The organism is Leisingera sp. ANG-M1, assembly GCF_000813745.1.
Lineage (GTDB): Bacteria > Pseudomonadota > Alphaproteobacteria > Rhodobacterales > Rhodobacteraceae > Leisingera.
In genome coordinates this window covers 24,949-41,459 of the sequence record NZ_JWLC01000001.1, presented here as the reverse complement: position 1 = coordinate 41,459, position 16,511 = coordinate 24,949, and the positions used below count along the sequence as shown (strand labels likewise).

Annotated in this window: 20 protein-coding genes and 1 pseudogene; all 21 read left to right on the top strand. The window is 59.7% G+C overall.

The genetic code is table 11. The features are described 5' to 3' along the window. The first annotated feature begins 121 nt into the window (after positions 1-121). The gene (locus RA19_RS00240; protein WP_039158440.1) at positions 122-1,033 is read left to right on the top strand and encodes a calcium-binding protein; all 912 of its coding nucleotides are present in this window, start codon (positions 122-124) and stop codon (positions 1,031-1,033) included. 121 nt (positions 1,034-1,154) lie between these two features. Then, positions 1,155-1,658 (top strand): DUF995 domain-containing protein, encoded by a 504-nt coding sequence (locus RA19_RS26015; protein WP_082020415.1) that lies wholly within the window; start codon positions 1,155-1,157, stop codon positions 1,656-1,658. A gap of 178 nt (positions 1,659-1,836) precedes the next feature. Continuing rightward, positions 1,837-2,274: a hypothetical protein gene (locus RA19_RS26385; protein WP_152615642.1), complete on the top strand. Its 438-nt coding sequence runs from the start codon at positions 1,837-1,839 to the stop codon at positions 2,272-2,274. Between the two features lie 718 nt (positions 2,275-2,992). Next, the gene (locus RA19_RS26835) at positions 2,993-3,130 is read left to right on the top strand and encodes a hypothetical protein (protein WP_193748204.1); all 138 of its coding nucleotides are present in this window, start codon (positions 2,993-2,995) and stop codon (positions 3,128-3,130) included. A 116-nt stretch (positions 3,131-3,246) separates the two neighbouring features. Then, on the top strand, positions 3,247-3,816 hold the full coding sequence (locus tag RA19_RS00235) for a terminase small subunit (protein WP_039158437.1): 570 nt from the start codon (positions 3,247-3,249) through the stop codon (positions 3,814-3,816). Continuing rightward, positions 3,794-5,044, top strand: coding sequence for a terminase large subunit domain-containing protein (locus tag RA19_RS00230; RefSeq protein ID WP_039158434.1), 1,251 nt, complete (start codon positions 3,794-3,796; stop codon positions 5,042-5,044). Before RA19_RS00235 ends, RA19_RS00230 begins: the two co-directional genes overlap by 23 nt. Beyond that, positions 5,041-6,441 carry a DUF4055 domain-containing protein gene (locus RA19_RS00225; RefSeq protein ID WP_039158431.1) on the top strand — a complete coding sequence of 467 codons (1,401 nt, stop codon included), beginning with the start codon at positions 5,041-5,043 and terminating at the stop codon, positions 6,439-6,441. The genes RA19_RS00230 and RA19_RS00225 overlap by 4 nt, the downstream gene beginning before the upstream one ends. Beyond that, positions 6,431-7,525: a phage minor head protein gene (locus RA19_RS00220; RefSeq protein WP_039158428.1), complete on the top strand. Its 1,095-nt coding sequence runs from the start codon at positions 6,431-6,433 to the stop codon at positions 7,523-7,525. The genes RA19_RS00225 and RA19_RS00220 overlap by 11 nt, the downstream gene beginning before the upstream one ends. A gap of 41 nt (positions 7,526-7,566) precedes the next feature. Next, positions 7,567-8,268 carry a hypothetical protein gene (locus RA19_RS00215; protein WP_039158425.1) on the top strand — a complete coding sequence of 234 codons (702 nt, stop codon included), beginning with the start codon at positions 7,567-7,569 and terminating at the stop codon, positions 8,266-8,268. A 12-nt stretch (positions 8,269-8,280) separates the two neighbouring features. Beyond that, on the top strand, positions 8,281-9,249 hold the full coding sequence (locus RA19_RS00210; protein ID WP_039158423.1) for a major capsid protein: 969 nt from the start codon (positions 8,281-8,283) through the stop codon (positions 9,247-9,249). 47 nt (positions 9,250-9,296) lie between these two features. Further along, positions 9,297-9,542 (top strand): spike base protein, RCAP_Rcc01079 family, encoded by a 246-nt coding sequence (locus RA19_RS00205; RefSeq protein WP_039158420.1) that lies wholly within the window; start codon positions 9,297-9,299, stop codon positions 9,540-9,542. Next, on the top strand, positions 9,542-9,808 hold the full coding sequence (locus RA19_RS00200) for a hypothetical protein (RefSeq protein ID WP_039158418.1): 267 nt from the start codon (positions 9,542-9,544) through the stop codon (positions 9,806-9,808). Before RA19_RS00205 ends, RA19_RS00200 begins: the two co-directional genes overlap by 1 nt. Beyond that, a complete protein-coding gene (locus tag RA19_RS00195) occupies positions 9,801-10,244 on the top strand; it encodes a hypothetical protein (RefSeq protein ID WP_152615641.1) in 444 nt (147 codons plus the stop codon). The genes RA19_RS00200 and RA19_RS00195 overlap by 8 nt, the downstream gene beginning before the upstream one ends. Beyond that, positions 10,241-10,705 carry a DnaT-like ssDNA-binding protein gene (locus RA19_RS25585; protein ID WP_052261580.1) on the top strand — a complete coding sequence of 155 codons (465 nt, stop codon included), beginning with the start codon at positions 10,241-10,243 and terminating at the stop codon, positions 10,703-10,705. The genes RA19_RS00195 and RA19_RS25585 overlap by 4 nt, the downstream gene beginning before the upstream one ends. Further along, complete coding sequence (locus tag RA19_RS00185) at positions 10,702-11,085, top strand: hypothetical protein (RefSeq protein WP_039158414.1); 384 nt, start codon at positions 10,702-10,704, stop codon at positions 11,083-11,085. Before RA19_RS25585 ends, RA19_RS00185 begins: the two co-directional genes overlap by 4 nt. Before the next feature lie 50 nt (positions 11,086-11,135). Further along, positions 11,136-11,486: a hypothetical protein gene (locus tag RA19_RS00180; protein ID WP_152615640.1), complete on the top strand. Its 351-nt coding sequence runs from the start codon at positions 11,136-11,138 to the stop codon at positions 11,484-11,486. Then, complete coding sequence (locus RA19_RS00175; protein ID WP_039158409.1) at positions 11,483-11,890, top strand: DUF4128 domain-containing protein; 408 nt, start codon at positions 11,483-11,485, stop codon at positions 11,888-11,890. Before RA19_RS00180 ends, RA19_RS00175 begins: the two co-directional genes overlap by 4 nt. A 285-nt stretch (positions 11,891-12,175) precedes the next feature. Continuing rightward, entirely contained in the window at positions 12,176-12,676 is a 501-nt protein-coding gene (locus RA19_RS00170) for a hypothetical protein (RefSeq protein ID WP_039158406.1), read from the top strand. Between the two features lie 96 nt (positions 12,677-12,772). Further along, positions 12,773-13,246, top strand: a complete 474-nt coding sequence (locus tag RA19_RS00165) for a hypothetical protein (RefSeq protein WP_039158403.1) — start codon at positions 12,773-12,775, stop codon at positions 13,244-13,246. A gap of 44 nt (positions 13,247-13,290) precedes the next feature. After that, positions 13,291-13,617 carry a hypothetical protein gene (locus tag RA19_RS00160; RefSeq protein WP_039158400.1) on the top strand — a complete coding sequence of 109 codons (327 nt, stop codon included), beginning with the start codon at positions 13,291-13,293 and terminating at the stop codon, positions 13,615-13,617. Positions 13,618-13,963: 346 nt separating this feature from the next. Next, positions 13,964-14,758 (top strand): annotated as a pseudogene (locus tag RA19_RS27735) (tape measure protein); the annotation flags it as partial. Positions 14,759-16,511: the final 1,753 nt, after the last annotated feature.

Genomic DNA, 16,511 nt, shown 5'->3' with positions numbered 1-16,511 from the left:
ATCAGGAATCTGGAATAATAAACTCAGTTATTGCGGAATTTATTAAAAATTAGTTGTTTCTCCGATCAAGAACCCTATCGATTTGGGCAAATAAAGTTCATCCAGATGAAAGACCCATGCCATGGCAAACGCGTATATCGGCGGCTTGAACGGAGCGTCATCACTGATCAGGCTCCTGGCTTTTGAGGACTTCGTCGAGCCAGTAAGTAGTGAGCAGGATAGCTCCAGAATCGAGATGACTGCGCTTGACGGGTCCATTCTGTCTTTGACTGGCAATTTTGCTAGCTCAAATCAGGATGACTGGGAGATCTTTTCCATATCTTATGTTCACAACGAGGTGTCGCTCATCTCGATTTCAGGGTTCTCGCTGCCGTTTTCGGATTTCGAGGCCATGACCGGACGGCAGCTCGCGCAAAATCTGTTTTCCGGGGACGATAATATCTCAGTGAATATGAGTACTGGGTTGGCGATCAAAACATTTGCCGGAGATGACGTTGTGAGCCTAGGCGCAGGTAACGACATCGCACGCGGTGGCGCTGGCAGTGATACGCTGCAAGGACGCAGCGGAGACGATGAACTGCGGGGCGGTGCCGGGCGGGACTTGCTGACCGGCGACGACGGCCAGGATGCCCTGTACGGTCAACGAGGAAATGATACGCTAAAAGGCGGCTCTGAGGATGACATCTTGTCGGGAGGTAAGGGAAACGACAAGCTATTCGGCGGGGCTGGCAATGATAACTTGATTGGCGGCAGTGGCAAAGACATCCTTAGGGGCGGGCAAGGCGATGATGTTTTTACCGGGGGCGGTGGCGATGACATCTTTGTTTTTCGAGCGAACGACCACACTGATGTCATTACAGACTTCGAAGTTGGCGCTGATAAGATCAGGGTGATAAGCGGAGCGACAAGCATGGATGAAGTGGATTTTGATCAGCAAGGTGATCACGTGCTCGTCTATTTCGGAAATGTCACGGTCACTGTGCAAAACATGACTGTGGAGCAGTTGGACGACGGAGCCAACTTTCTTTTCTGAGGGTAGGTATCCCTGTTACTGAGCGAGCCTGGGCAACAACGAGGGATGTGTGTCAACAGGCAAACAACGCACAAAGGGTCTAGGTGGTACTCCACATCCGTCTTACCTTAGGAGGTTTTACATGAAGCTAGCTGCGAAATTAACGGTCGCTGCCCTTCTGGGCGCAATCCCGTCACTTGTTTTGGCAGATCCAAAACCTCGTAGTGCCAAGCCCGTAGACCCGCAAAAGATAGCGGAAATCTACGCTGGAAACACGGACATTTGGGCCAACAACTGCTCTGGAGGCATATATTACGCTCCCAATCAACAAGCCCGCGCTTGGTGTGGTGAGAACAGTGAAAGTTTAGGGGCAGGTCAGTGGAAAATCGACTCTAATGGAAGAATGTGCCATCAGCTTTCCTGGTATTGGCCTGATGGAGACGGTGCGGGGGAAAGTCCGGGAGATGAAACGTGCATTTCTCATGTAGTCGATCGCTGGGGCACAATTTGGCGCAGCTGGCCTGATGACCCGGAATGGTGGCAATTGGCAGGAAAATTCTCCGGATTAAAGCCGTATTCTGGGATGAAGGAAGGGTACAAGTTCCACAAAAAAGTGGTGGAAACTCGGTCCAAACTGGGGCTGTAGGTACTACTTCAATTCCCGATTGGGGTGAATTCACTATTCTCTAGTGAGCTTTCGGCAAAAACCGCGCTGAAGAATGACTCTGCTTTCATTTCTTTTGGAAGCAAGCGTATTGGGCCAGTGCATGGCAAGCAGTACTTTCTGTTTGGCTAACTGTAGGTAGCGAATACGGATCTAAGGAATGTCTCGGAAATTCTCTAAAACTGCATTTATTGCTCTTCATCCACAGCTGCCCAGCAGTGTCGATCAACTGTCAGTTGCCCATGAGTGGTGTCTGCGTGAAACAAAGGAAAGTGGTGAGCCCGTTGATCAGCTAGACGTTTGGTTTGATGACTTTCGACCCGGCGCCTCCTTCTCTAGGCGCAGTGCAGGAAAGCAGCGCTCGATCGCATGCTCAATCGATCAGCGTGAGTTGAACCCAAGTAGTGAAGTTTTTTTTATCAATCCGCTGTGCCTCGGGTTGTCAAAAGAGAAGGCAAGAGAAGTTCTACAGGTGATCCATGGTGTCGGCGCGTTAGTCTATGTAAGCGATATGGGTCGTGCATTTGGGCCTAACGATGACTTGGGCGCCTTCTGGGCTGCGCATGAAAGCCAGCTTGAGGATGCTTTGGTAGCATAGTTACGGGTTTTGAAGATGCTTCGTGCCCGTAACCCCAATGAACACACGCCATGTTCTTAGGGTGGACTTGGTTCGGCGAAGCCAATCTGCTGCTCCCTCAGTCAAAACTCTCACTCGATTACAATGCATTAAGCTCCGCAATCCGGGCGCGCTTGTCTTCATAGGGTTCGAATTTCCCGGCCGTTGACGTCAGTTCCCTGAGTTGAATGAACGAAGTCTATGAAACTCTGGGCAAGCTCAGAGTTACTGCCAGGAGTTGCTTAAGGGGCATTAAGTTTGCAGGTAGTCCCAGAAGCAGAAATCTCTGCACCCGCCTTCTTGAATTTGCAAAGGTCGCCGTCCTGCACAAAACGGATACTCGACATTGTTCTGGCTGCGCCCGCAGCGAATGGCTGCAAGGTTGCAGTAATGACGTGCTCTTCATGTGAGAGATTGCCAGACGTGGGATGGCCGTAGAGGGCTCGACTTGCTCGCGAATCTTACAGCTGTTCGCATGCAAGTACTTGATGAAGGCACAAGATATGGTAGAATGTGCCCGTTACCGAATTGCGCGTGTATCGCATGGCTCCGGGCCGGCCGCGTGGCGTACCTGACGGGATAATCAGGAACAGGCGGAGCTAAAGGGCTTCGTCGCTGACACTTCCATTGCATCCAGAGCTTGAACACCTGTGTTGCCCGGGCACGGGTCGTTGCGCTTTCCCCATACCGAGGTGACACTATGCCTGACATGATCCAGAGCTATCTGGCCGATATCGCACGCCGCGGCGGCAAACAGCCGGCAGGCTGGCGGGATGACCCGAGCCCCATGCAAATCGCCAAGTTGAGCGATGCCGCACGCAAAGCGGCGCGGAAATAGCACAAAGGCAACATCGCTCACCGGCGGGATACCGGGATCGGGGCGGATCAGTTGCCGAAAACTGACAATACCGGGCGGGAAGCCCATCAATCTCCACAACAGACGGGAAGTCGAACATGGCGCTCACTGCAAAGCAGGAGTGCTTCGTTGAGGAATATCTCATCGACCTGAACGCCACGCAGGCGGCCGTCAGGGCGGGTTACAGTGCTAAAACCGCACATTCGGTCGGGCACGAAAACCTGAGAAAACCTGAAATCGCGCAAGCGATCCAAGAGGCCCAGGCGAAGCGCTCAGAGAAGACAGGAATTACCCAGGAGCGGGTGCTGCTGGAACTGGCGCGGATCGGGTTTGCCGACATCCGCAAGACCGTTGCCTGGGGGCGCAGTCCGATTGACACGGAGGCGGAGGAAGCGGATCCGAACGGCCTTGGGGTTTACCCGGTGGAGCTGAAGCCAAGCAGCGAGGTTGACGACGGTACCGCCGCGGCCATTTCGGAGGTGTCGCTGACTGCCCAGGGCGTGAAGCTGAAGATGCACGACAAGCTCAGCGCGCTGGACAAGATCGCCCGCCACCTTGGCATGCTGAATGGATCCGGGGCAGGGGAAGACGATGCCCCCGCGCTGAACATCAACATCAAAACAGCCGCTCCGGTCGGTGACGTCCGTGTCACACGATCTGACAGTTAGCGCGCCGCAGGGGATCTTTCTCTCCGGGCTGAATACCAAGTTCCGCGCTTATGTCGGCGGGTTCGGATCGGGCAAAACCTATGTCGGCTGCCTGGATCTCGGCCTCTTCGCTGGCAGGCATCCGAAGACGGTTCAGGGCTACTTCGCACCGACCTACCGGGACATCAGGGATACCTTCTGGCCGACCATGGACGAGGCCGCGTTCACGCTTGGGTTCTCCACCAGGATCAAAACGAGCGACAAGGAGGTCGAACTCTACCGCGGCCGGGCATATTACGGCACCACCATCTGCCGGTCGATGGATGATCCTGGGGGCATCGTCGGGTTTAAGATCGCCCGCGCGCTGGTGGATGAGATCGATATCCTCTCCAAGGATAAGGCTCAGGCCGCTTGGCGCAAAATCATCGCCCGGATGCGCCTGGTCATTCCCGGCGTGGTCAATGGTATTGGTGTAACGACGACACCTGAGGGCTTCCGCTTTGTCTACGACAGCTTCAAGCGGGATCCGAAGAGCAATTATTCCATGGTGCAGGCCAGCACCCACGAAAATGCGGATTTCCTGCCGCCGGACTACATATCAACCCTGCTGGAAGACTATCCTGAGGAGCTGATCAAAGCCTATCTGATGGGCGACTTCGTCAACCTGACGAGCGGCACGGTCTACCGCAGTTATGACCGGCAGCGGCACCAGTCGACGGAGAACATCCAGCCGCGGGAGCCGCTGCATATCGGGCAGGACTTCAATGTGGGCAACATGGCGTCGGTGATCTTCGTTCAGCGCGGCGACAACTGGCACGCGGTTGATGAGCTGCAGGGGCTGCAGGACACGCCGCACCTGATCCAGGTTCTCACTGATCGGTACGAGGGCCATCACATCACGGTTTACCCCGATGCTAGCGGCGGCAGCCGGAAAACGGTGAACGCCAGCACGTCGGATATCGAGCTGCTGCGGCAGGCCGGGTTCTCCATCCGGGCGCCGGAAGCCAACCCGCCGGTGAAAGACCGGATCCTTGCGGTCAACACGGCCTTCGAGAAAGGTCGGCTGTTTGTGAACGCGCTGCGCTGCAAGGCCTATGCCGAAGCGCTGGAGCAGCAGGCTTACGACAACAATGGCGAGCCCGACAAATCCGGCGGGCATGACCACCACCCGGATGCGGGCGGCTATTTCGTCCATCAAAGAATGCCGGTTGTGAAACCAACCTTCAAAGTGCAGGAGCTCAGGCTTTGACCGATACCGTTGCCCAACGCACAGAGGCTGTCTCAGCGATGGTCCAGGCAGCTGCCAAAGGCCGTGCTCTGATGGGCGGCACGGATGCCATGCGATCGAAGGGCGAGACCTACCTTCCTAAGTTCCCAAGCGAGAGTGACGAGGCCTACAAGGCGCGCAAGAACAGCACCTTCCTGTTCAACGGCTACAAGAAGACCGTGCGGGACATGACCGGCAAAGTGTTCGACAAGCCGGTGGAACTGACAGAAGGCGCGCCGGAGAAGCTCAAGGCCTGGTGCGAAAATGCGGACTTGCAGGGCCGCGATCTGAGTGCTTTCGCCAAGGATGTTTTCAAGAAGGGGTATGATGCCGGTATCAGCTACATCATGGTCGATGCCCCGCGCCGCGAAGGCGAGGTAACACAGGCCCAGGCGGAGCGGCAAAACCTGCGGCCCTACCTGGTCCACCTGACCGTCGAAGATGTTCTGGGCTGGAAGACGGCAGTCATCGGCAACGTGACCGTGCTGTCCCAGCTGCGGATCATGGAAACGGTGCAGAAGGACGACCCGGAAGACGAATTCAAGAGTGTCTCTCTGCAGCAGGTACGGGTGCTGGACCGCGCGCCCGATGGCGTCACCGTCCGCCTTTTCCGGCAGAACGAGAAAAAAGAATGGGCGGAGGCCGAAAGATACAAAAGCGCCGCCAAAGAGATCACGGTCATTCCTTTCTACGCCGAGCGCACCGGCTTCTTCATTGGAGAGCCGGTGCTGGAAGATCTGGCCGATGTGAATATCGCGCATTGGCAGAGCCAGAGCGATCAGCGGAACATCCTGCACTCTGCCCGGGTTCCGATCCTGTTTGCCGCAGGCCGGGATGATGAGGCGCCGCTGGTCATCAGTGCCGGCAGCGCCACCACATCCCGTAACCCCAACGCAAAGCTTGAGTGGGTTGAGCACAGCGGCGCGGCCATCGAGTCCGGACGCCAGGATCTTAAAGACCTCGAATTCCAGATGGAGGCCCTCGGTCTGCAGCTCCTCGTCGCCCGGGCGCAGTCGGCCACCGGTGAGGCGCTGGATGCAGCCAAGGAAACCAGCCAGCTCTCCATGATGGCGGACAGCCTGAAGGATGCCCTGGAGCAGGCCATGGTCTGGATGGGCTTCTACGGCGGGCTTGGCGATACCGGCGCCGCGGTCAGCGTGAACAAGGATTTCGGGGTTTCCTTGCTGACAGCGCAGGAGCTCACGGCGATGATTGCAGCAGTGAACAACGGTCACATGTCGCGGGAGACCTTCCTTGAGGAAATGAAGCGCCGCGGATTTGTGCGCGCTGACCTGGATACCGAGGCAGAGCTCGACCGGTTGTCCGAAACCGCGCCGGACCTGCAAGGCAGCAAGCTGAGCCTGGGCGATGCCACCTGACGGCGGCGGGATTAACACGCGGATCCTGGACCTGATCACGGACCGGGCGCTGGATCTGCAACGCTTCACCGCAGGCCAGCGCCGGGACGCAGCCCGGTTCCTGAAAGAGCTGGAAGCAGAGATCGCAGCGCAGCTGGCCAGGATCGACCCCACCGGGGTTGCGCGCGCCAGCTACCGGGCAAAGCGTCTGGCAGCGCTGCTGAAGCAGGTCAGGGAGACGATCCGGGCCGGATACCGGTCCCACGGCGCGGAGCTGATCGGGGAGTTGCGGGAGCTGGCTGAACTGGAGGCGGCTTTTGCCGCGTCTTCAGTCAACACTGCGGCCGGGGTGCACCTCATGACGGATGGAATGACCCGCGGCCAGCTGTCGGCGCTCCTGAACGGGGTTCTGGTGCAGGGGGCGCCGGTGACGGAATGGTGGGAGCGCCAGGCGGGCGATACGCTGCAGCGCTTCACTGATCAGATGCGCCTTGGCTTGGCGCAGGGCGAAACCATCGGCCAGCTGATCCGCCGTGTCCGCGGCGGCACTCTAAACGGGGAGCCGGTGCGCGGGCTGATGGCGACCAGCCGCCATCACGCGGAAACCCTGGTGCGCTCGGCAACGCAGGCCGTCTCACAACGGGCCCGGCAGGCAACTTATGAGGCCAACGCGGAGGTTCTCAAGGGCGTCATGTGGGCCAGCACGCTGGATCTGCGGACTACACTGGGATGCGCGGTGCGGGACAAGAAGCTGTATTCGCTGCCAGACCGCAAACCGATCAATCACGATCTGCCCTGGGATAACGGACCGGGGCAGCGCCATTGGGGCTGCCGCAGCACGTCGGCACCGGTGGTGAAGAGCTGGCAGGAACTGGGCTTCGGCATCGGTGAGCTGCCAGAAGGCACGCGGGCGGCGATGGACGGCCAGGTGCCGGCGGATACCTCTTTCGAGGCCTGGCTCAGCAAGAAATCCAAGGCAGCCCAGGATGAGGCACTTGGGCCTGGCCGCGCAGACCTCTGGCGTGCTGGCCGGATTTCCTTCCGTGATCTGGTTGACGGCCGGGGGCGGGAACTGACGCTCGAGCAGCTGCGCGGGCGTATTTGACCGGGGCGGGAGGCCCCACCAACCTAGCGGGAAGCTAAACCATGACATTGAAAGCAGTACTGGACACGCTCGAGGGCGTGAACGAAGCCTTGCAGCCCTTTTACGCGGAGAAGGACGGGAAGTTCATTCTACAAGTGGAGGGCATGCAGCACGACGCAGACGTGAACGGCCTGAAATCGGCCCTGGTGAAAGAGCGCGAAAACGCCGGCAAATACGCCAAGCTGGGGACGCCGGAAGAAATTGCGGAGAAATTCGCGGGCCATGACGAGGCCCTGAAAGAGGCGTCGCGCGGCAACGACAAGACCGAGCAATTCCAGGCCAAGATCAAGCAGATGGAAGAGGCTCACGCGAGCGAGCTGACCGAGCGCGATCTGAAATTCAGCAAACTGCAGAGCGGCATCGCGATCTCCGAGCTGAAGGCTGAATTGGCCAAGGCCGGTGTCATCCCCGACGGCATCGACATGGTGGCCGGGTACTCTGCCGCGCGGATCAAGTTCCATGACGATGGCTCGCCGAAAATCATGACGAAAGACGGCTCCAGCCCGATGATCGGGAATGGCGCCGATGGCGGGGCGACCCTCGCCGACCTGGCCAAAGAGCTGGCTGAAGCAAACCCCTACCTCGTCGCCGACGAAGGCAAGGGCGGCGGCGGGAAGCCTCCGGAAAGCGCGGGCGGGAAGCCTGCTCATGACAACCCATTGGCGGCAAAGGTTCCGGGTTTCGCGGACCTGCCCGAAAAGTAAAGGAGAGCAGCTATGTCGCTGTCGCACATGCAGGTATTCAATGACTACATCATGCCTGCCACCATCATTTCGCTTGATCAGATGATCGGCAAATTCAACGCGGGTTCGGCGGGAACCATCATCCTCTCCAGCGAGGGCATGACGGGCGACTTTCTGCGTGAAACCTTCTTCGCCTCGCTGGCGGCCGCCCAACGGCGCGTTGACCGCAGGGCTGCAAACGGCGCCGCAGCCGCGACCGATCTGACCGAGCTGACTGGTTCCAAAGTGAAGATCGCCGGGGGCTTTGGCCCGGTCCGCTACGAGCCCTCGCAGATGACCTGGCTGCAGCGCCCGACCCAGCAGGGCGTTACGGCGGCCTCTACGGCTTTTGCAGAGCTGCTGCTGCAGGATCAGCTGAACACCGCAATTGCGGGACTGGTGGCGGCTCTCGAAAACAACGTCAATGTTGTGAATGACATCTCCGGTGCGGCTGGCATGACCTATGGCGCGATCAATTCTGCGCACGCCAAGTTCGGCGACGCCTCCGGCCAGATCGCCGCGGACGTCATGACCGGCACCGTTGCCCACAAGCTGATCGGCGACAACCTGGCCAACGGTGAGCGCCTGTTCCAGGCTGGCAATGTCAATGTGATCGACATCCTCGGCAAGGCCGTCATCATCACCGATGCACCGGCACTGTATGAGGCTGGCTCGCCGAACAAATCGAAGGTGCTGGGCCTTGTTCCGGGCGCCGCGACGGTCGGCAACACCTCGGACATCATCACCAACGTTGAAACCTCGAACGGCAAAGAGCGGATCGAAACCACTTTCCAGGCGGATTACTCGTTCTCGCTCGGCTTGAAGGGCTACGGCTGGGATGAGGCCAATGGCGGCGCATCGCCCTCCGATGCGGAGATTGCCACCGGCTCGAACTGGGACAAGGTGGCCGAGTTCGACAAGATGACCGCGGGCGTGCTCGCTGTCGCCGACGCTGACGCGTGAGCCAGCGGGGCGGGGCCTTGGCCTCGCCCGCAATTCGAGGTGAGAGCATGAGCCGAATTCAAAACACTGGCCGCAGGTTCGCCGCGGTAACTCCCTCTGACAGCAGCAACCTGCCAGGCGGCGCTGCGGATTGCTTCTGGATCGGCGTTGCCGGTGACGTGGAGCTGCGCAGTGAGGACGGCGCAAGCACCGTGTTCAAGGACGTTCAGGGGCTGCTTCCCTGCGGCTCCTTGCGAGTCCTCGCCGCCAAGACCACCGCGACGGATATTGTCGCCATTTACGGAGCACCCTGATGAAGATCGCATACGAGAAACACCCCGTGTCCAAGGAGCGCAAGGTCGAGTTGCGCGGCCAGGGCTTCAAGATCATTGACGCCCGGTTCGACCCGGATCGGAAAGACGGGGTGGCAGAGCAAGAGCCTCAGTCGCGCGAAGAGATCGCCAAGCTGCCGAAACCTGCGGTGGTGAAATGGCTGAAGGCGCGCGGCGTGGAAAAGCCCGAGGGCAGTGTGGCCGAGCTGCGCGACCAGCTGGCTGAACTGATGTTCCCGAATGCTTGACGGGCACTTCCTTTCCACGGTTGAGGTGGAAGTTTTTCGGATGCTCTGCGGTGATCGGATTGCCGCAGGCTCCTCGCGGGCAGTGTATCAATGCGCCTATGACGACGGTCTCGTGGTGAAGATTGAGAACGGCGCGCAATCCTTTCAGAACATTGCCGAATGGCAGGTATGGCAGGACGCGCAGTTCATGCCGCACGCGCTGGATTGGCTGGCGCCCTGCGTCAGTATTTCGCCCTGCGGCTTGGTGCTGATCCAGAAGAAGACAGAACCTGCGAAGCGTTTTCCCGAAAAGCTCCCGGTCTGGCTGACCGACACCAAACGCGCCAACTACGGAATGATCGGCCGCCGTTTCGTGTGCCACGATTACGGCACCCATCTGATGTGCAACTCCGGGCTCTCGAAGAGGCTTCGCAAAGTGGAGTGGTGGGACGAATGACCTTGAACCTGGAAGATGGCACTGGCGTTGCTGACGCCGACAGCTATGTAGCGCTGGCCGGCTACCAAGTCTATGGCGCCGCCCGGGGCTGGGTTCTGGAAACGGATGATGCCGCGAATGAGGTCAATCTTCGCCGCGCCTTCGACGCGCTGAACCGCAATTGGATGTACCTCGGGAAGCCAGTGCAGGTGGATCAGGCAGGAGCATTCCCGCGCTTTCTGTGGGAAGGCATTCCGAAGGCAATCATTAGTGCCCAATGTGAATTGGCCTTTCTGATCCAGGGCGGCCTGGATCCCTTTGCCACCGGCGACGGCAGCACATCGGAAATCATCAAGATTGGCCCTATCACCATCGGCGGCGACACCCTGCCGACGGATGCCGGCCGTATCAAAGCCGTTGAGGGGCTGCTGCGCCCGTTCCTGGGTTCTGGCCCGGGTTTTGTGAGGATGATCCGCGGATGAGCACGATCCGGCAGAAAGTCACTGCGGTATTTGACAAGATTGCTGCCCAGCAGCCGGACGCGATCCAAACCGGAACCATCCAGCGTCCTGCGCCAGTTGCTGGAGGCGGCCCGTCTGATGCGTCCGGCGGATCGCCCGGACCGGCGCCGGCGCCCATTCCAGCGCGGATGGCGGTGTTTGAGATCGGCCCCGGCAGGATTGACGGAACCAATATCCTAGCGGGTGACCTGCAGGTGATCATTGAACCCGTCAGCATTGAGATTACAGCGTCGGACAAGGTTGTCTGCGACCGCGGCACGCTGACAATCGAGAAGCTGGGCCGGGTGGCTCCGGGCGGTGAAACTGTGCTTTACGACATGATCTGCCGGGGTTCGCGCTGATGAGATTCGGAGATCAGATCGCTGCCTTTGCGGAGAAGACGGAGCACAAGATGGATCTGGCCTTCCGCAAGATCGCCTTGGGGATGTTCAGCCAGGTTATCATGAACACGCCCGTTGATAGCGGCCGGGCCCGGGCAAACTGGCAGGTTGCAATTGGCAGCGTTCCAGACGGCGTGCTGACGCTGGAAGACAAGAGCGGGTCCGCCACGATCAGCGCAGCGGATGCCTCGGCAGCAGGATTGAAAGCTGGCGATGTGATCTATCTCGCCAATAATCTGCCATATATCCAGCGGCTTGAGGACGGCTACTCCGGCCAGGCGCCAGCGGGCATGGTCGGCCTCACCGTTCAGCAATTCCAGCAGATCGCCGCGCAGGTTAGCTTTGAATTGGTGCAGGTATGAGCAATCCAGAGAGCGATATTCACGCCGCCCTGATGGCGCGGGCGCAGGTTGTTGAGGCGGCTTTGCCGTACCCCTTCCTCTGGCCGCAGAATGGCGGAGATCTGCCTGAAGCCGAGCACATCCGCGTCTCTTATGTGCCGAATGACAATGTGCCTCTGGACCTGTGCTCTGACGTGATGGACCGGAAGGGCTTTCTTTACCTGACGCTTGTTTCCCACCTCGGCCAGTATGAAGTGGTGACCAGGCGCAAAGCGGGTGAGATTGCCGCCTATTTCCGGCGCGGCCAGCGGCTTCAGCAAAACTCGACCAAAGTTACTATCACCGGCCACACTGTGAGGCCGGGGCGGCAGGAGGGCGGCCGTTGGGAAACGCCCATTCGCATCAGCTATTGGAGCATGGCATGACAACCAGAAAAACACCCTCGCAAAGCTCTTCGGCGTCCCAAAAACAGCCGCTCGTGCAGAAAGTGACCTTAGTGAACGGTCACCGCCGGAATGGCGCCATTGGCGCAACGGCGACAGTGCCCGAAAACGAAACGGGCCCCTGGCTTGAAAAGGGCTGGAAACACTCTGGCGGTACCTCGAGCCGCAACGGCTAACCCCCACCCGCTCGCGGGGTAAAGCGGGCAATCCCGACAATCTGAACTGAAACAGCCCCGTCAGCGGGGTCTTTATGCATGGAGAATTGCTATGCCTCGTAACCATCTGAACACACTGCTCTATGTTTCGAGCTCAATTCCGGCAACGAATGACGCCGCCGGTTTTAGTGCCATCGACGGCACCTTTGTTCTTGTCAAAGGCCTGCAGGGCTTCCCGACCTTCGGCGTCGCCCACAGCAAGGACAAGATCTCGGATATTTCCAAAGGGGTGAAGGAAACCGTCAAGGGCATCGCAGAATTCAAGGACAGCACCTTTGCAGTGGTTGAACCTGATGCAGGGACTGATCCCGGACAGGTCCTGCTGGAGCAAATCGCCCGCGATCCCCGCGGCCTTTGCTCGTTCAAGATCATTGATGCGAGCGGCGCCAAGGGGGCGGATGGCTATCCGACCGCGGAATCCGGCGACGTTGTTGAATACGCCCAGGGTGTCCTGAGCGATTTCGACAAGAATGAAGCGACGGACAGCAGCCATGCCGGTGCCAAGGTGATGTTCTCGCAGAACCAAATCGAGGTCACGACCGCCGTCGCCTAATCCCGGCCGGGATAGGGGCGGGCAGCGTTCGTGGTCGCGCCCGCCCCGCACCATGCAACCACGATTACACCACATCAGAACCACGGAGACTGAACCATGACTGCATTTGCACGCATCAACACACGCCGCGACGCTGAGCAGGGGGCAACCTGGCACGTTGAATTCGACGGCGAGCCGCTGTTTCACAACGAAGAGGCAATCGAGATGGATTTCCTGGGCCTCGAAAGCGATGCTGGCCGCCGCGCTGCCGCGGCGATGGTCCGCAAGCTCGACAAAAAGAGCAAAGGCAAGCGCAAGAGCGCAACCATGAGCGTTCAGGAAATGATCGACGCTGCCGGGGACAGCGAACTGGCCCGCGCCGAGTTCTATTCGAAGCTCTGCACGGGCTGGCGCCGAGTGACCTATATCGAGGATGCCGACATCGACAATCCCGGCGTGCAGCCTGAGCTGATGGAATTCTCGAAAGAGAACGCTCTGAAGCTGTTCAGCACCCGCATCTGGCTGCTGGAAGGGATCGATGGTTTTTTGGCCGACAAGAGCAACTTCACGCGCGAAATCGTGACCAGCTGATCCTGGCCGCTCAGCAGCTGGGGTTTCTGCATAGCGTTGTCGAAGTGCAAAAGTCCGACGGCAGCGTCGATCACGCGGAACCCCTGCGGATCAAGGCTTATCTGGATGCTGGCGAAGAGCCCCCGTTCCCAGAGCTGAGCGAGTACCAGGACCTGATCTGGCGGGCCTTCCTTGAGGTTGGCCCGGCGATGACTGGGGCGATGGGTGAAGTGCCGCTGTCCTGGTCAGAGGCGGATGCATACGCCCGCAACAGCCCCGAAATCACCGGTGCCTGGGAAGTGCAGGCGCTGGTGAAGATGAGCCATGAATACCTCTCCGAGAGACGCAGGGGCGCAGAGGCGCTGACCAAAGCGCCGATGGAGAGGTTGTGAAAAAAGGAAGCAGGCGCCCGGATACCGGTAACGCCTGCTGAGAATATGGGCTCACTACAGAAAGGGGTTAACCTTTAACGGTGGTGTAATCGTTAATGGTTAACGGTGTCCTAACGGTGCTGGGCGTTGATCGAAGAACCCGGCCGGATGAAAGAGCTGATCTGCGCCACGCCAGCGGCCACGATGGGAGGCTGCGCTGGATCAGTTCAAGATCGCGATGCTGGAAACGCTTCAAGCCGTGGCTAGCTGGGGCACTGACACCTCTGTCACGGAACTCATTCAGCAAAACTCCATTTTGTCCTGCAACCTGTGAGGTGGCTGGGCTGTCCGCAATCATGAGGTGGTCATGACCGATTTCGCACGCCTTGGTATTGCTGTCGACTCCGGGCAGGTAGTCCGCGCCCGGGATGAGCTCGGCCGCTTTGTGCAGGCCGGACGCACCGCAACGGTTGCGAATGATAACTTCGCCACTTCCGCGGCACGCAGTGCGGCGGCGGCAGCTGGTGTGACTTCTGCTTTGCGGAGCGCTGTGCGTCAGATGGCTGCCTTTGCCGGGGTAACGGCCAGTGTTCGAGCAGTTGGCGGCGCCGCGGAGTCCTACACCAAGATGACGAACAGCCTGCGCGCTATGGGCATTGAGGCCGGGCAGGCCGCGGGCGTTCTCCAATCCATCGCTGATGTGGCGAACCGGACCCGGGCGCCCTTGGATGCGACTGCTCAGCTTTATCAGCGCATTAGTATCGCGGGCCGGGATCTCGGCGCATCGCAGGCCGATGTGTTGCGTTTCACCGAGAACGTCGGCCTCGCGCTTGCGCAGACGGGAACCTCTTCACAGGAAGCCTCGGGTGCGCTCCTACAGCTGTCACAGGCGATGGCTGGCGGTACGGTGCGGGCGGAAGAATTCAATTCGATCCTGGAGGGGGCATTCCCGATTGCGCAGGCGGCGGCGAATGCAATTGACGGCGCCTCCGGTTCGGTGGGCCGTCTTCGGCAGATGGTAGTAGACGGTGAGATCTCCAGCCGGGAATTCTTCGAGGCCATTCTGAGCCAGACGGACGCGCTTGAGATGGCATTCGAGCAAACCGTTCCTACGGTCTCGCAGGCCTTCGGGGTGCTTGGGAACAACTTCACCATGTTCATCGGCGAGATGGATGCGGCGGCCGGTGTCAGCGGGGCAGTGGCCGAGGCCGTGCTGCTGGTGGCGAACAACCTCAACACCGTGGCCGGCTTTGCGGTTTCGGCCGGGGTTGCTGTTGCGGCGGCCTATGCGCCTGCAATCTATGGCGCTGTGACTGCGACCGGCGCTTGGGTCGCATCGCTGATCACGCTGCGCGGTGCGCTGATCGCGACCGGCGTCGGTGCGCTGGTGGTCGGTGCAGGGTTGCTGATCGGATACTTCCTTGATCTGGTCGAGGCGACGGGCGGCTGGGGGGCCGCAATGCGGGTGCTTGGAACCTTGGCGGATGGTGTGTTCCAAGGCATCACCGAGGCAGCAAAGGCAATCGAGCCAGCATTGGATGCCGTCTGGAGTTACGTCGCCGCTGGATTTCTCAAAATGGTCCGGTCCATTGCCCGCACTTGGACGGATTTTCTGCGCTCCATTGTGCAAGGGGCAAAGAACCTGGATTTTCTGCCAGGTATGGATGCTACGATCCTTGCTCTTAACAATGCGGCCATTGCTGCCGGGAGCGGGGTAAATTCCCTGACCAGCCGTATCGATGGCTACCAGGATGCGGCAGGCGGTGCCTTGAACCGCTCCCGCGCGCTGATCAAAAACGGGTTCAACAAGGCCTCGGCCGCGCTTGCGACCCTTAACCTGGTCATTGAGAAGCATGGCAAGGGGAGCCGGGAGGCCTCTGATGCCGCAGCCACCCTGAATGACGCGCTCAAGGATCTCGAAAAGGGCAGCAAGAAGTCTGGCAAGGGCCTGGATAAGGTCAAGTCGGAGGCCGAGGCATTCGCGGAAGCGATGGAAGAGGCCGCCTACAACACTGAGGATCTGGGTAAGGCGAAAGCCGATATCCTGATCAGCGGCATTGACAGCGTATCGAACGCTTGGGGTGATTTTGTCGCGCGCGGCTTCAGCGACTTCAAGGGCTTCGTGGACAACATCCTAGGAAGCTTTCAGGGCCTGCTGGCGCAGATGATCGCGATGGCGGCCCGGAACCAGATCATGATCGGGCTTGGTTTCGGCGGTGTGACGGGCGGTGCCGTACAAGCGGCAGGCGCCGCGGTTGGCAGAGGCGGCGGCCTCCTGAATCTCGCGGGCGGCGCAGCGAACCTGGTTGGCGGCGGCGGGCTGCTCAGCGGCTTTGCTTCTGGCCTGGGCGGCATTCTCAGCGGCGGCGGCCTTGGCGCCTCCTTCGCAACTCTTGGCGGGTTGGCTGGCGGCAGTGTCGGGCTTTCGGCCGGGGCGTTAGGCGCGGCTCTGCCTGCTCTTGGCATCATCGTTGGCGCAGCCTCACTCCTGAAAAGCGCCTTCTCCCGCAAGTACAAGGGTTCCGGCATCGACGGCACGTTCAGCGGGGACGGCTTCTACGGAGGCGAGTTTGACTACTACAAGGGCGGCCTGTTCCGTTCGGACCGGTGGAACACTCGGGCCATTTCGCCGGAAATGGATGCCGCCCTTGATGCGGCCATGGCGGAGCAGATCGCGAACCTGGAACAGATGGCGGGGGCGCTGGGGCTCAGCTCTGACGGCATCCGGGATGTAACCGGCCAGGAGTTCAAGATCTGGACCAATGGCAAAGATCAGGAGGAGATCCAGGAGGAACTGGAAGCGCAGCTCGGGCTTGTCACCGACCAGATGGCAGAGCTGATCCTGTCTGGGCAGGAAGTGGTTGAAACCGGGGAAACTGCTTCCGAAACCCTGTCGCGCCTGGCGGGCGGGCTGA